Origin of the sequence: Planococcus sp. CAU13 (assembly GCF_000775575.1) — a bacterium.
Taxonomy (GTDB): domain Bacteria; phylum Bacillota; class Bacilli; order Bacillales_A; family Planococcaceae; genus Planococcus.
Genome location: NZ_JRGN01000184.1, coordinates 1 through 13,651, shown reverse-complemented (window position 1 = coordinate 13,651; position 13,651 = coordinate 1). Strand labels below are relative to the sequence as shown.

17 protein-coding genes are annotated in these 13,651 nt (G+C 46.5%); 10 read left to right on the top strand and 7 right to left on the bottom strand.

Features of this window, described 5'->3' with window-relative positions; translation table 11 throughout:
• Positions 1 to 99: 99 nt before the first annotated feature.
• On the bottom strand, positions 100 to 1,404 hold the full coding sequence (locus KW93_RS07945; RefSeq protein WP_033542463.1) for a hemolysin family protein: 1,305 nt from the start codon (positions 1,402 to 1,404) through the stop codon (positions 100 to 102).
• A 181-nt stretch (positions 1,405 to 1,585) separates the two neighbouring features.
• Between KW93_RS07945 and KW93_RS07940 the strand changes: the two genes are divergently transcribed.
• Genes KW93_RS07940 through KW93_RS07930 form a run of 3 tightly spaced genes read left to right on the top strand, consistent with a single transcriptional unit; the run spans position 1,586 to position 4,127 of the window.
• Positions 1,586 to 3,157 carry an amidohydrolase gene (locus tag KW93_RS07940; protein ID WP_033542460.1) on the top strand — a complete coding sequence of 524 codons (1,572 nt, stop codon included), beginning with the start codon at positions 1,586 to 1,588 and terminating at the stop codon, positions 3,155 to 3,157.
• Positions 3,158 to 3,159: 2 nt separating this feature from the next.
• Positions 3,160 to 3,879 (top strand): SDR family NAD(P)-dependent oxidoreductase, encoded by a 720-nt coding sequence (locus KW93_RS07935; RefSeq protein WP_052131514.1) that lies wholly within the window; start codon positions 3,160 to 3,162, stop codon positions 3,877 to 3,879.
• A 35-nt stretch (positions 3,880 to 3,914) separates the two neighbouring features.
• Positions 3,915 to 4,127, top strand: coding sequence for a hypothetical protein (locus KW93_RS07930; RefSeq protein ID WP_033542458.1), 213 nt, complete (start codon positions 3,915 to 3,917; stop codon positions 4,125 to 4,127).
• A gap of 66 nt (positions 4,128 to 4,193) precedes the next feature.
• Here the strand turns inward: KW93_RS07930 and KW93_RS07925 are convergent, their stop codons facing one another.
• On the bottom strand, positions 4,194 to 4,994 hold the full coding sequence (locus KW93_RS07925) for a TIGR00266 family protein (RefSeq protein ID WP_033542457.1): 801 nt from the start codon (positions 4,992 to 4,994) through the stop codon (positions 4,194 to 4,196).
• Between the two features lie 108 nt (positions 4,995 to 5,102).
• Between KW93_RS07925 and KW93_RS07920 the strand changes: the two genes are divergently transcribed.
• The 4 genes from KW93_RS07920 to KW93_RS07905 all read left to right on the top strand — a co-directional run bounded on the left by KW93_RS07920 (position 5,103) and on the right by KW93_RS07905 (position 7,274).
• Positions 5,103 to 5,360 carry a hypothetical protein gene (locus KW93_RS07920; protein WP_033542456.1) on the top strand — a complete coding sequence of 86 codons (258 nt, stop codon included), beginning with the start codon at positions 5,103 to 5,105 and terminating at the stop codon, positions 5,358 to 5,360.
• Between the two features lie 138 nt (positions 5,361 to 5,498).
• Positions 5,499 to 5,705: a hypothetical protein gene (locus tag KW93_RS07915; RefSeq protein WP_033542455.1), complete on the top strand. Its 207-nt coding sequence runs from the start codon at positions 5,499 to 5,501 to the stop codon at positions 5,703 to 5,705.
• A gap of 43 nt (positions 5,706 to 5,748) precedes the next feature.
• A complete protein-coding gene (locus KW93_RS07910; RefSeq protein WP_033542454.1) occupies positions 5,749 to 6,759 on the top strand; it encodes a S66 family peptidase in 1,011 nt (336 codons plus the stop codon).
• Positions 6,760 to 6,776: 17 nt separating this feature from the next.
• The gene (locus tag KW93_RS07905) at positions 6,777 to 7,274 is read left to right on the top strand and encodes a GNAT family N-acetyltransferase (protein ID WP_033542453.1); all 498 of its coding nucleotides are present in this window, start codon (positions 6,777 to 6,779) and stop codon (positions 7,272 to 7,274) included.
• A 241-nt stretch (positions 7,275 to 7,515) separates the two neighbouring features.
• Here KW93_RS07905 and KW93_RS07900 read toward each other — a convergent pair whose 3' ends face one another.
• From KW93_RS07900 to KW93_RS07885, 4 genes are all read right to left on the bottom strand, one after another.
• On the bottom strand, positions 7,516 to 7,833 hold the full coding sequence (locus tag KW93_RS07900; RefSeq protein ID WP_033542462.1) for a hypothetical protein: 318 nt from the start codon (positions 7,831 to 7,833) through the stop codon (positions 7,516 to 7,518).
• Between the two features lie 16 nt (positions 7,834 to 7,849).
• The gene (locus KW93_RS07895; RefSeq protein ID WP_033542452.1) at positions 7,850 to 8,059 is read right to left on the bottom strand and encodes a hypothetical protein; all 210 of its coding nucleotides are present in this window, start codon (positions 8,057 to 8,059) and stop codon (positions 7,850 to 7,852) included.
• 94 nt (positions 8,060 to 8,153) lie between these two features.
• Positions 8,154 to 8,543 (bottom strand): ribonuclease HI family protein, encoded by a 390-nt coding sequence (locus KW93_RS07890; protein WP_033542451.1) that lies wholly within the window; start codon positions 8,541 to 8,543, stop codon positions 8,154 to 8,156.
• A gap of 3 nt (positions 8,544 to 8,546) precedes the next feature.
• Positions 8,547 to 9,236, bottom strand: a complete 690-nt coding sequence (locus KW93_RS07885; RefSeq protein WP_033542450.1) for a queuosine precursor transporter — start codon at positions 9,234 to 9,236, stop codon at positions 8,547 to 8,549.
• 147 nt (positions 9,237 to 9,383) lie between these two features.
• On the opposite strand from KW93_RS07885, the gene KW93_RS07880 reads away from it, so the two are divergent.
• Positions 9,384 to 9,584, top strand: coding sequence for a zinc-finger domain-containing protein (locus KW93_RS07880; protein WP_033542449.1), 201 nt, complete (start codon positions 9,384 to 9,386; stop codon positions 9,582 to 9,584).
• Positions 9,585 to 9,618: 34 nt separating this feature from the next.
• On the opposite strand, the gene KW93_RS07875 is transcribed toward KW93_RS07880, so the two are convergent.
• Complete coding sequence (locus tag KW93_RS07875; protein ID WP_033542461.1) at positions 9,619 to 10,185, bottom strand: hypothetical protein; 567 nt, start codon at positions 10,183 to 10,185, stop codon at positions 9,619 to 9,621.
• A gap of 188 nt (positions 10,186 to 10,373) precedes the next feature.
• Between KW93_RS07875 and KW93_RS07870 the strand changes: the two genes are divergently transcribed.
• Positions 10,374 to 11,600 (top strand): ATP-grasp domain-containing protein, encoded by a 1,227-nt coding sequence (locus tag KW93_RS07870; protein ID WP_033542448.1) that lies wholly within the window; start codon positions 10,374 to 10,376, stop codon positions 11,598 to 11,600.
• Between the two features lie 18 nt (positions 11,601 to 11,618).
• Positions 11,619 to 13,577: a hypothetical protein gene (locus KW93_RS07865; RefSeq protein WP_033542447.1), complete on the top strand. Its 1,959-nt coding sequence runs from the start codon at positions 11,619 to 11,621 to the stop codon at positions 13,575 to 13,577.
• Positions 13,578 to 13,651 lie beyond the last annotated feature (74 nt).

Genomic DNA, 13,651 nt, shown 5'->3' with positions numbered 1-13,651 from the left:
CATGCCCGCGGAAAGCGTCCGTCTGAAGCGAAGTGGATTGAATGTTTTCATTTTCTGCAAATTAAAAGGCATACCGGATTTTTTCCGATATGCCTTTTTTTAATTGTATTCAATTTTCTCGAGCAGCAGGCGGATGATCTGGTGGTTTTCCATTTCGCGCACAGTGATCCGGTGTCCCGGTAAATCGACTGTACCGCCTTCGCTGATTTCGGTATTCATCATCTGCACCCAGCCTCCGATCGTGTCCACATCTTCGCTGTCATAAAAGTGCAGTGCAAACCGTTCTTCAAGATCCGACAGCAGCACCCGGCCATCCAGAAGGTAGCGGTGCGGATCCAGTTCTTTGATCTCGTCACGTTCATCTTCGTCAAACTCATCGCGTATTTCACCGACAATTTCCTCCAGAATATCTTCCATCGTAATGACTCCGGCTGTTCCTCCGTATTCATCGACGACAATCGCCATATGGACATGCTCTTTTTGCATCGTCACCAATACATCATGAATCGGTGCCATATCATGGACAAAAGGAAGGTCGTGCACTGCAATGCTCTTTTGCAGATCCTTTTCCCTTGTATAATTCGTCAGCATTTCCTTAACATTGATAAAGCCGATGATATCATCCTTATCACCCTGTTCCGTAACAGGATAGCGGGTGTACTGATGTTCACGCACAACGGCCATCAAATTGTCATGGTCCATTTCAAGTGACACAGTTTCCATCTGCGTGCGCGGTATCATGATGTCTTTCGCCATTCTTTCATCGAATGAAAAAATATTTTGCATATAAGAAAGTTCGGTTTGATTGATTTCGCCGCTGTTATAGCTCTGCGTCATCATAATTTTCAGGTCTTCTTCCGAATGGGCCTGCACATTTTTGTCGATCCGGATGCCTGTCAGGCTGAGCAGTCCATTGGCGGCGCCGTGCATCAGGCGAATAACAGGAACCAGGAGGCGGCCGAAGAAGTAAAGCGGCCTTGCCACGATCATTGCAACGTTTTCGGCATTTTGGACAGCTACAGTCTTTGGCACCATTTCCCCAATCACAACATGGAAAAATGTAATGATGGCGAATGCTGTACCGAATGACAAAATCGATGTGACTGGTTCTTCAAGAGCCAGTGCAGCAAAAAGCGGTTTCAGCAGCTTTTCGACGACAGGTTCCCCGAGCCAGCCGAGTCCGATAGCTGACACAGTGATTCCGAGACGGCAGGCCGTCAGGTAATAGTCGAGATCGTCCATGATTTTTTTCATAACAAGCGCATTTTCATTGCCTTCGGATATCAATTGTTCAATACGGGAAGAACGAACTTTGATAAGGGCAAATTCCGATGCCACGAATAGGGCTGTGAGCGCTATCAGGAGCGCCATGATTGATAAATTCAAAATTAGTATACTATCCAATAGTTCCTCCTGTGCCAGGAGGTTCACCTCTGCTTTCCAAATATCATCCATTATATCACAAAGGCATCCATTTATAGTTGAATGCAAATCGGCAGTGCTGGATTATTATGAATATTTCCGAAGTGTTATTGAATATATAAAGAATTCAACTTATGATGAAAGAGAGAAAAGGAGTGGAGACATGAAGACATTATGGCATGGCGGTAATATCTATACGATGGCGGCAGAAGGCGGGACGGTGGAAGCTGTTCTGGTTTCTGACGGAAAAATAGAGGCAACAGGTACATATGAAGAATTGAAAAATATGGCTGACCAGGAAATGGATCTGACAGGGAAAGTGATGTATCCGGGGTTTGTTGACAGCCATATGCACATGATTGGGCATGGCCAGAAACTGCTGCGGGTGGATCTTTCCAAAATCGAATCTTCGGAGGAAATGAAACAGCAATTGATCGAATCAACAAGAGGGCTCGGCGGTGATGAATGGTTTATCGGAGAAGGATGGAACGAAAATAATTTCCCGGACCGGAAAATCTTTCACCGGCAGGAGCTGGATGAAGTGACGGAATCACCGATGCTGCTGAAGCGTGTGTGCCGACATGCCATTCTGGCGAATTCGAGTGCGCTTGCGCTTGCCGGCATCACGAAAGACACACCGGATCCGGAAGGCGGTTTAATTGTACGGGACGCTGAAGGCGAGCCGACGGGTTATCTGCTGGATGAAGCCACAAATCTGGTGTCGGATCAAGTGCCTGAAGTCAGTGTTGATTATTTAACGAAGGCGCTTCAGACTTCCGTCGATGATCTTCTTGCACTGGGGCTGACGGGAGCCCATACCGAAGACATGGGGAATTACGGCCATTACTCCCGGCCATTACAGGCTTTCAAAAATGTAATTGGCAACGAAACAAAATTCCGTGCGCACCTGCTGCGGGCACATAGCGCTTTTGAAGAAATGATGGCGAATGCCAGCTATCAGGAGCCTTTCATAGAACCGGGTCCGATGAAGATATTCGCGGATGGTTCGATCGGCGGCCGCACAGCGCTGCTCAGCAAACCGTATAACGACGATCCGTCGACAAGCGGAGTAGCCATCCATTCCGATGAAGAACTGAAACGTCTTGTTTCGATCGCGAGAAAGCACGGTGAAGCGGTGGCCATCCATGTTATCGGTGACCTGGGAATGGAAATGGCGCTCGATGCCATCGAAGCCCACCCGGTGCCTGCAGGCAAACGCGACCGCCTGATCCACGCGATGGTGCTGCGGGAAGACCTGGTTGAACGCATGGAGAAGATAGATGCAATTCTTGATCTGCAGCCAAGCTTTGTGACATCTGATTTCCCGTGGGTCGTGGAACGGCTCGGGGAAGAGCGTCTGGAATGGTCTTATGCCTGGAAGAAATTGATCGACCGCGGCCTTATCTGCGCCGGCGGTTCGGATGCGCCGATTGAAGAAGTGGACCCGAAACAAGGGATATACGCAGCCGTTACGAGACGCAAGCCTTACGAAACGCACGAAGGCTACATGCCGGAAGAAAAATTGAGCCGGTTCGAAGCAATTGCCCTTTATACGACGGGCAGTGCGGCGGCCATTTGCAAAGAAGATTCACGGGGAATGATCAAAGAAAATTTTGATGCTGATTTCACTGTGTTTGACCGGGACCTGTTTGAAGGTAATGAAGAACAATTGCTCGAAGCACAAGTTGAGCTGACCGTTGTGGCTGGAGAAATCATGTTTGAAAGGGGCAAATAATGATGGAGGCTTATATTATCACCGGGGCTTCCAAAGGAATCGGTCTCGCTCTCAGTCATGTATTGGCTGAAAAAGGACATTTCGTATTTGGTGTTGCCCGCAGTTTTCCCGAAAATTGGCCGGGAACAAAATCTTTTGTTTATGATTTGACCGAATCAGCCGGGATTCCGGAATTGATGAATAATATACTGGCCGCGGTACCTCAGGACTGCAGCAAAGCGACATTGATCAATAATGCAGGAACTGTTGCGCCCATCGGACCCGCGGGTTCCAATCCCGCTGAGGAGATCAGCAGAAGTCTGGTTCTGAACCTGACGGCACCTATGATTCTGAGCGGAGCTTTCATTGAGGGGACAGCAGATTTATCTGCCCAAAAAGCGATTATCAACATTTCGTCAGGTGCGGGCAGAACAGCATATGAAGGGTGGAGTGCATACTGCGCCGGAAAAGCAGGGCTCGACCATTTCAGCCGGGTTGTCCAAAAGGAATACAGAGAGATTAAAGTGTTATCCATTGCACCGGGAATCATTGATACCGCTATGCAGGAAGAAATCAGGGGCAGCTCGGAGGCTGATTTCCCTTTGATTGATAATTTCAAGTCATACAAGGAGCAGGGTATGCTCAGTACGCCGGAAGAGACTGCGGAAAAACTGGTTCGTCTTATGGAACGGGAAGATTTTGTGAATCTTGGGACCATCACTGATATTCGTGATTACCAATGAATATTTAATACGTTTTACCGGGAAGGAGTCCAGCCATGAAGAAAATACCCCCAAACATACTGGCATTGCTTGCAGATGCCGACAATGCCGGAGTGAATATGAAAAGCCCTAAAGCTGTGGTGACTCATTTGCTGGCGCACGGAGAAAAAGAATCCATTCTGTTTTTCTACAAACCGAACAGCCTGGAATTCGATTTTGATAAATACAATGAAGCGGTCGGAATTATGAAGGAACAGAAAAATTGCTGAAAAAAGCACCGGTAAAGCCAGAACTTCTGGCCGTTTCCGGTGCTTTTTGCTATTGTCCGGATAATTTTACCTTCCGCCCAGCAGATCAAATAATCCACCGGCAGCACTGCCTTCACCTTTTGAACGGCCGGCTGGATTTTGAGGAGCTGCCGCAAATACTTTACTGGCCAGGCGGCTGAATGGCAGCGACTGTATCCAAACACTGCCCGGTCCGCGTAGGGTCGCAAAAAAAAGGCCTTCTCCGCCGAACAAAGCGGTTTTTACTCCGGATACCATTTCAATATTATAATCGACATCTGCAGTCATTGCGACGAGACATCCGGTATCGACACGCAGCAGTTCACCTTTTTGAAGATTTTTTCGGTGGAGGGTTCCACCTGCATGAATAAAAGCCAATCCATCGCCTTCAAGTTTCTGCATAATGAATCCTTCGCCGCCGAAAAAACCGGTACCCAGTTTTCGCTGGAATTCAACGCCTATTGATACACCTTTTGCAGCAGCCAGAAATGCATCTTTCTGACAAATCACTTTGCCGCCAAGTCTGCTCAGATCCATGGGTACAATTTTGCCAGGATAAGGCGAGGCAAAGCAAACGGTCCGTTTACCGGTCCCCTGATTTGTGAATGCGGTCATAAAGAGGCTTTCCCCTGTAATCACCCTTTTGCCCGCACCGATTAGTTTGCCCACAAGTCCGCTGCCTGAACTGCTTTGCGAGCCATCACCGAAGATCGTTTCCATTACGATGCCGTCTTCCATCATCATGAGCGCGCCTGCTTCCGCAATCACCGTTTCATTCGGATCCAGTTCCACTTCAACGAACTGCATGTCATCTCCATATAATTTGAAGTCAATTTCGTGATTGTTCATTTTTTTCCTCCTTTTTTCATTATCCAGCTCTTTCTACTATAAACTATATCGAATGTTCCGAAAACATGGTAAGCTTTAATAAAATCTTTGATAAAAAGAGGGGAAATTATGGGGGATCTTATATCATTGGCAATTATAGCTGTTGCGATATTCGCTGGATATTCATTGAAAAAGTTTTATGACCGGCCTTATATCGTCAATTTTTCATTGTCAGTTATGCTTTTATTGATCGTTGTCAGAACTGTAATGCTGCAGCCGATCACAGGATTGGGTTATGCGGCAATCGTATTATGCAGTATCGCATTTGTATTCCAGGCAGTACTTGGAATTAAAAGCTATAGATCAAATCAGGAAGTGCGGGCATAGGAAAAGGATTCCGAAATGGAATTCTTTTTTTTATGGTTTTTCGAATTATTAAAAGTAGGTCTTTAATATCATTTGAACTTAAGTATAATGAATAGTAACACATGGAAAATATCCATATACAGATTAAGGAGGGTTTTGATGGAGCCAAGGAGGAGCAGAAGAGAATTTCAAAAGACGAAAGACTATACAGAGACCGGTCTGTCTTACGGCGTAGCGAATATGGATGTCAAACCTATGGACAGCAGAGCCAGAAAATTTCTCGACTTTATCTTGCATGTCTTCCTGTTTCTATTGGGCGGAATAATTTTATGCGGCATGCTTTTGGCGCTGTTAACCATGAATTGATCTAAAGGAATCACTCGGAAATGACGGAAAGGGGTAAAACAGCATGATTCGATATCCTTCAGCTGAAGTAAAGACAATCGGTGTTACGGCACCTTCATCCGGAGTTGAAAAGGAGCTTCATCATCTTCTTGAGCAGACCATCGAACGACAGCAGGGCAAAGGCTTTACAGTAAAAGTCGGCCAGACTGCATGGATGCAGGAGGATGCAAAATCTGCTCCGGCAAATATTCGCGCAGCTGAATTGATGGATATGCTTATGGATGCTGAAATTGATGCAATCATTCCGCCGTGGGGAGGAGAGCTGCTAATTGAAATCCTGGAATTCCTGGATTTCAGTAAAATGGAACCGAAATGGATTATGGGCTATTCCGATGTCAGCCTGCTGCTTCTTGCAGTTACATTGAACACCGGAATTGCAACGGCCCATGGCACGAATATCATCGATTTGCGCGGTTCAAAAACCGATGAAACGACTGCGAAATGGATTGATGTACTGACGACCCTGCCTGGCGGAGAAATCAGCCAGGTATCATCCGATCAATATCAAAAAAGCTGGGATCATGCAAATCCATCGCCGTTCGTCTTTCATTTGACTGAAACAACGGAATGGAAAACAGTCTCGGAACATAAGCTGAAAATCAGTGGCAGACTGCTCGGAGGATGCATTGATGTAATCCACCATCTGGCAGGGACGCCGTACGGCAATGTGGGAGCGTTCCGGCAGCAGCATATCCCGGGCGAACCGGTTATCTGGTTTCTTGAAAACTGTGAAATGTCAGTGGCAGATCTGAAACGGTCGCTGACACAGATGAAATATGCAGGCTGGTTTGAAAATTGCTCCGGCATCCTGTTCGGGAGGAGTCCGGCAAATCATCCGACAGAGGGCTATACAGCGGAAAAAATGTACAGCGATCTTGAAAAAGAACTCGGCATTCCGGTCGTCTATGATGTGGATTGCGGACACATGCCGCCTCAGATTATTTTCGTCAACGGGGCTTTTGCAGAAGTGGAGTATGAAAAAGGCAAAGGGCAGGTAACTCAGAAATTCGTATAAGAAAGGAGGGGCAGCGTATGGATTACAGGATAGTTACTCCTCAGGAAGCGGAGGCTTATTATATTTTAAGGCTCGAAGCGCTGCTTGACAGCCCGGATGCGTTTGCGACATTATACGAAGATGCGTTGAACAAACCCATCGACAAAACACGTGCTCAATTGGCGTCTGAAGAGTCGGTAACATTTGGCGCCTACGACAATGGGAAATTGATCGGCAACATGACGCTCGTAAGAAATCCGGCACCGAAGATGAATCACAGAGCGACCATCGTCGCCGTGTATGTATCTCCGAAATATCGGAGAATGGGTATAGCTGAAGGGTTGATGAAAGAGTTGCTGGCGTATGCGGAAAAATGGGAGGGGCTCGAGCAGCTGAATCTCATGGTTGCTTCACACAATGCAGCCGCAAAGAATTTATACCTCAGATTTGATTTTGAACAGTACGGAACGGAAATCCGCTCGATGAAAGCCGGCAATCGTTATATTGATGAAGATTTAATGGTCAAATTTCTATAAAGAACATAAAAATCGTGTGGATAAGCTGCATATCCACACGATTTTTTATGAATAATGATTTTGAATAACCTGGATACAGGTATCATAAACTTTGATTGGCCGAAAGCCACCCGGTACGGTTTATTGTCATCTTCTGCAGGGTTGCCGCGTCCATCGGTATTATTTGTGATGGAATACAGATTATTTCCTTCTATAGCAAAGGAAGGATGGAAGAGTGTGAAATTCGACGAAAAAACAGGCTTCACTTGAAAGCCTGCTTTTTGCCCTGCAATATTTCGATAATGACCAGACCGATGGCAATACCAAGAAAAACGTTGATGAAAAGCGGATTAAGGAATTGATCCCGAAATATGAAAGCGATCGTCAGGACATAAAAAGCGCCCTGCGCGACTTTTGCGGTTGAGGGGATCCGGTCTTTCGGATAACGCAGACGGGCCAGCTGGAATACAATAAAAGACAGCAAAAGCATTAAGAAATGCGGCCAGTATAAACTATCCACCGTATTATTGACGATTGCATAAACAACGAGCGGAATCAGATAAAAAAGTATAGAATTCACGAAATCACCTTTCCGGTTACTTTTTCGCATTGTCCTGTTGTTTGCCGCTGAAGAGCATATACAAATTGTAGATGGCGAAAATGACGGCCAGTGTCACAATGACGATTGAAATGATCGGATAGACAGCCGGTCCTCTCTCCATAATTTCAAGTACACGCGTGTAAATGATCCAGGGTCCGATAACCAGGATGAAAATATCAAGTGCTGTGCCTAATTTTGTTCTCATGATTTTCCTCCAATTGCTTGTGCTTCTCTTATCTTATCAGAAAACAGCAAAGGCTTGGGGCAGATGAAAAAATGTTATTTGTTTTCAGCGCACATTATTTATTGGCCCGAAGAGCGGTGCCGGCCAGATCATGGGCAGCACGGTTTTGTGAATCGGGAACCCACTTGATGAAGCAGTAGGAAAATGACTTGGATAATGTCAAAGCTTCTTCAAGCAGTGGTTTGAACGCCGGGTTTTTAATAAACTCCCTTTCGAAGGCATCGACCACGACTTTTGAATCCGATTTAACGGAGACCATTCCTGTCGTCAATTCAATGGCAAGCTGTAGCCCCTTGACCAGCGCCGTGAACTCGGCCACATGGTTGTCCATTTCTCCAACGAACTCACTCCATTTGATCAGATGGCCTTCGCCTCGGATGAAAACGCCGACTGCACTGACTTTGGGAGATCCTGCAGTAGCGGCATCGATAAAAACTTCCAGCATGTTTTACACCTTCTTTTCATCTAATGGGGTGATCCATTTTGCAAAATAGCCAAAAGGCGTATCCATTACGGAAACGATGAATTTCAAAACGTAGGTCGAGATGAAAATCTGCAGCCAGACATCAAAAGGAAATACACCGTAGAATGCGATGCTGGTGAAAATCAGCGTATCAAGCAATTGGCTGAGCAGCGTGGATCCATTATTGCGAATCCAGAACTGGCTGTCTTTTGGAAAAAATTTGCGAAGGGCAGCGAAAATAATGACGTCAATATGCTGGCTGGCCAGATAGGCAACCATGCTGGCGACGGCAATCTGCGGCACGAGGCCGAAAATGGTTTCCAGGGAACCGTGCGCAAAATCACTTTCATCCGCGATGAAATTCAAACCGAACTGCATGGCGATGACCATGAACAGCAGCGCGGAAAATCCGAGCCATACCGCTTTTTTCGCTTCTTTTTTCCCGTATTTTTCATTTAAAATATCGGTTGCCAGAAATGTTGAGGCATAGAGGCTGTTTCCAAGTGTCGCAGTCAGTCCGATAATCTCGATGGTTTTCGTCACCTGAATGTTCGCCAGGATGGTGGACATAGCAACCCAGGCGAACAAACCAGACTTGCCGAAAAATTTGTACATAACCAACAGCATAACAAAATTGGCCAGGACGAATCCAAGGCCTAAAAATTCATTGAACAAAATAAAATCCTCCTTAGTTTTGGTAAAGCGGGAGTTCACGAACCGCTTGGACAGAAAAAATATCCTTAGACAGTATAACTATTGTTGGAATAAATAACAAACAAGTAGTAAAATGATGAAACGGCAATTTTAATAAGAGGTGACTGTGTGAATAAATTATCGATTATGAACGAAATAGATGAAATGCTGGATACGTATTGCGATGGATGTTTTGTCAGATCCCAGATCCGCAAGGACGATGGCAAAACCGCGGCGCACCGTTTCTGCATCAGCAACTGCACGATAGGCACGCAGCTGCAGTTTTTGGGAAATGAATTGAATAAAACCGGATCACCCGGTAAAAATTGAAAAGCCTGGAGCAAATTTTGCTCCAGGCTTTTTCTTATTCAGCTTTCTGTGCCTGCAACTGGCGCAGCTGCAGCACCTGATTCGCAGGCTGCGGCGTTATGCCGTACAGTTCCTCGTTTTTATAGGCGTGAACTTCTTCATAAGCATTCTTCATCTTGCCCACGAGATACTCATCTGACAAATGGGATTTCGACCAGTAGAAAATATCCATGACGCTCTTTTCGCCTGTGACGGGATGGATGCGTTCGTATTGAATGGAGGGTGCTTTTTTGAAGTTTTGTTTCTGATAGAATCGTACGCGCTTTTCCGTTTCGGGGTCTTCCGGGGAAACTGGATCGACTTCCAATATAATCAATTTGTTTTTCTCTTTCATCTTGGAAATTACTTTGCTGCCAAGCCCTGAACCGCGTGAACTGCTGCTGACGAGAATATAGTCGATGAAAACATAATCAGGTTTTTCGAAATAAACCAACGTATAGTGAGGTCCTTCATCAACTTTGTATAATCCCTTTTTCTCCATAAGCAGCTTCTTCATATGTGATTCGGATTTCATCTCTTTGGCGGGAAAATATTCTCTGAGTTTGGCGAACCAGTGAGACATGATCAACAAATCCCTTCTTTATTGTATTTTTTTAAGCTGTGATTGCAACGGTGATAACAATCGATACTATTAGTTACCAATTCTGCAGATTCCTTAAACCCAAAGTTGTGAGAAATGTTTCGAAAATCGCAATTTTGGCAATATGGAGCCTATAACGATGAAGTATTTCGCTGAAGGAGTGGTCAAAGATGAATGATTCGAAAAAAGAGGGAAAATTGACGGCTATTCTGGGCTGGAGCCTGCCTGCCATAGAAGCGGTGGACAAACTGGACCGGCCTTATGTCGTAGTAGGGCCGCCTGATTTCCAGAGCTTTGCGGATGAAAACGACATTAATTTCATCCCCTGGGATTTCGAAAGGCTGAACGAAGGGTCTGAAGAACTTTATCAGCGCTTGAAAGAGATGGATACGAAAGTGGCTGTGCCAATCTACGAGGAAACAGTCGAATGGGCCGGCGCTTTGAATGCCCGCTTCTTTGATGATCCCCGGGCTTTCAACCGCTCACTCCTTTTGAGGGACAAAGGCCTCATGAAACGGAAGGCCCAGATGGCAGGCATCCGGGTTGGCGTTTTTGAAGAAGCGCATTCCACAGACGATATTCACCGTTTTTTAAAGCGGGTCAACGACGCATTGATTAAAGTCGACGGGGATCTGAATGACCCGATTCATATTAAGCCCCTAAACAAAGCGGGGACGGTGGGGCACATGATGATCCGGGATGCCGCAGACATCGACAAAATCGGAGATATGGAATTTCCCTATCTGATGGAGAGCCATTTGGACGGCCAGGAATTTTCCTGTGAAGCATTCATCCATGATGGCAAGATAAAATTCCTCAACATCACAGAATACGTAAAACTTGGCCATTCGAATTTCGTCCCAGCTTCGCCTTCACTCGAAGAATGGCGCCCTCAAATTCATGATCAAATTCAAAAACTGGTGGATGCATTTGAAATAAAATACGGCGTTATCCATCCGGAATATTTCATTTCCCATGACGGCACGATCAATTTCGGAGAAGTGGCGGCGCGGGTGCCGGGCGGACATATTTTTGATCTAATTGAAAAAGCATACGGCTTTAATGCTTTCCAGGCACAGATTCTCTGCAGTGATCCGGAAACGACAGAGGAAGAGCTGGATGAATTTTTCCCGGAAGAAGTGACATCTGCGAAAGGCTATGCAGGAAGCCTGATGGTTTATCCGCGTGTCCGCCTCGTTGAGAAGCTTGACATACCTGAAGAACTGAAAAATGATCCATACTTTGATAAACATGATCTGTTCATTCCAGTTACATCAAAAGTCGCGGAACGCGTCGGTTTCGGCAATCATTACGGCACCATCTTCTTTTTCGGGGAAGACAGTGACCGCATGAAAGAATTATTGGAGCAGTATGAGAAGTATGATTTCTATAATTAATCACCTGGGGGAGTATATATGGCAGTTGAGGCAACAGTAAAAGACCGGTTTCAAAAAGCGCTGAGCACTTTGGAAGAAGCAAAGCCATTTGCGAAAAGCATGTACCAGACAGAAGTATTTCAGCTTGCACAGGAACTGGCGTCGACGGATGAAGGCATCGAAACACTCTATGAGTTTGCGCCTCAATTTGATAAAGCCGGTGTATTCCACGGCGGCCCCTGGTCCGATGCAACAAGCCTGGAAGCACCGTTTGTCGGTGGTTCACTGAAAATAAAAGGAGTCAATTCCGTGGTGGAGCTGATGAGTGAGCTTCGCATGCTGTCGATCATAGAAGGCCATTATGAACATGAAGGAGTGCCGCCTGAAGAAGCGTCGGCTTTCCTGAATGAAGTGCTGGCGCTGAATCTCGACTTCCTGTTCCCGCCGGAAACGGAAGAAGCCCGGGTTGCAGGCGGAGACCATATTGAGCGGGGACAGCGGCTTTTCCGTTTCCTCGGCAGCAAGCTCTCCTATAAAGCAGTAGCGGATAAACTGGTGGAAGAAATCGGGCGGCTGACCGTGCAGCGTCCGATCATGGTGGAGCGGATCATCAGAATGATCGAAACCGCGGTGCAGATGCTCGATGAAGATATTGAGGAAAGCACGAAAGAAAAATTGCTGTCATTTCAAAAAGCGATTTCCACTCCGACACCACTCTCTGAAGAATATCCAAATCTGAAAGACTATCAGAAAAAATTAGCTGAACTGGACGAACAGGAAATTCTTGCTGAATCCGCCCTGTTCAGAGAGTCGATGGAAGCGACAGGACTTGTTGCTCCACCGCATGCAATTCTGATGCGCTATCTGAACCGGCGTTATCCCGATTTGATTCCGGAAGCGCTTGGCCTTACAGAAGTCGGCACCGCCAGCTATAATGCCAACGATGAGCTGGTCCGGGACATGATCCAGATTTCTGTCCATCCGCCGACAAGCAAAGTCGTTTACGGGCTCGCGCGTATGCTGGACAGCGGTGTTCTCACCCAGGATCCAGTTCTGCCGGCACTCAGAAGACTATTTGATATCGATTTCCATCCGGATGTTCGAAAAATGATCCTCAAGAAAGAATTCCGCAAGGCGGGCATTACGCCAAACGGTGTGCTGATCGGAGGCGTCATCAATGTGCTGGGGCAGCCGCTCGGCATCGGGCAAGGACTGAATCCCACTTGCCAATCAGCGCGGGCGATTTCGCTGTGGGCACAGCATGGCGTCGTGCAATTGCTGGAGTATATCGCCCGTGCAGTGCGGGAAAATGACATTGATATGACGTTTGAAGGTACACCGATTCATTCAAACGAAATTGAAGGCGGCGTTGCGGAAGAAATCCACCACGAACTGGATCCGGTATCAAGCGTCCTCGTGCCGCATCTTGATAAAATTTATAACGAAATGATGAAAATGACAGCGCTTCGCGGGGAAGACGGCCATAAATGGGTCAATCCGGAATTTTACGGTGAATGGATCCAGAGAGGATTCAGCAATATCATCGACCCGCTCACAGGATTCGTTACGGATTACGAAGCGTTCGTGCGCCTGTTCTATGCAACGCACCATCCCGAATACAACGAAGGCTACGAAATGATTTACCCGAATCCAGTGGGCATCTATATTACGAATGTCCACGGCAACCTGCTGGGGCTGCATGCGGTATCAATTCAGCGGATAGCTGAAGATCCGGACGGTGAAGTCCGCGTTTATTTCTATAACCCGAATAACGATAGCGGCCAGAACTGGGGTCAGGGCATTGAAACGAGCGTCCAGGGCAAGGGAGAACTGGAAGGGGAAAGCTCATTGCCGTTCAAGCAGTTTACGGCCAGAATGTATGCGTTCCATTATAATCCGTATGAGCAGGGTGATACGTATATGGTGGAAGATGCCGACGTCGAAGAGATCGAAAAATTATCCCGCGAAAGCTGGGGCAAGACCTATACCTGGATGTAAAATAGTTTAAGCTACAATATTTCAAAATCGATATTGCGCAAAATAGCTTTGCTTTCCTGGGGGCTCGCGCTGAG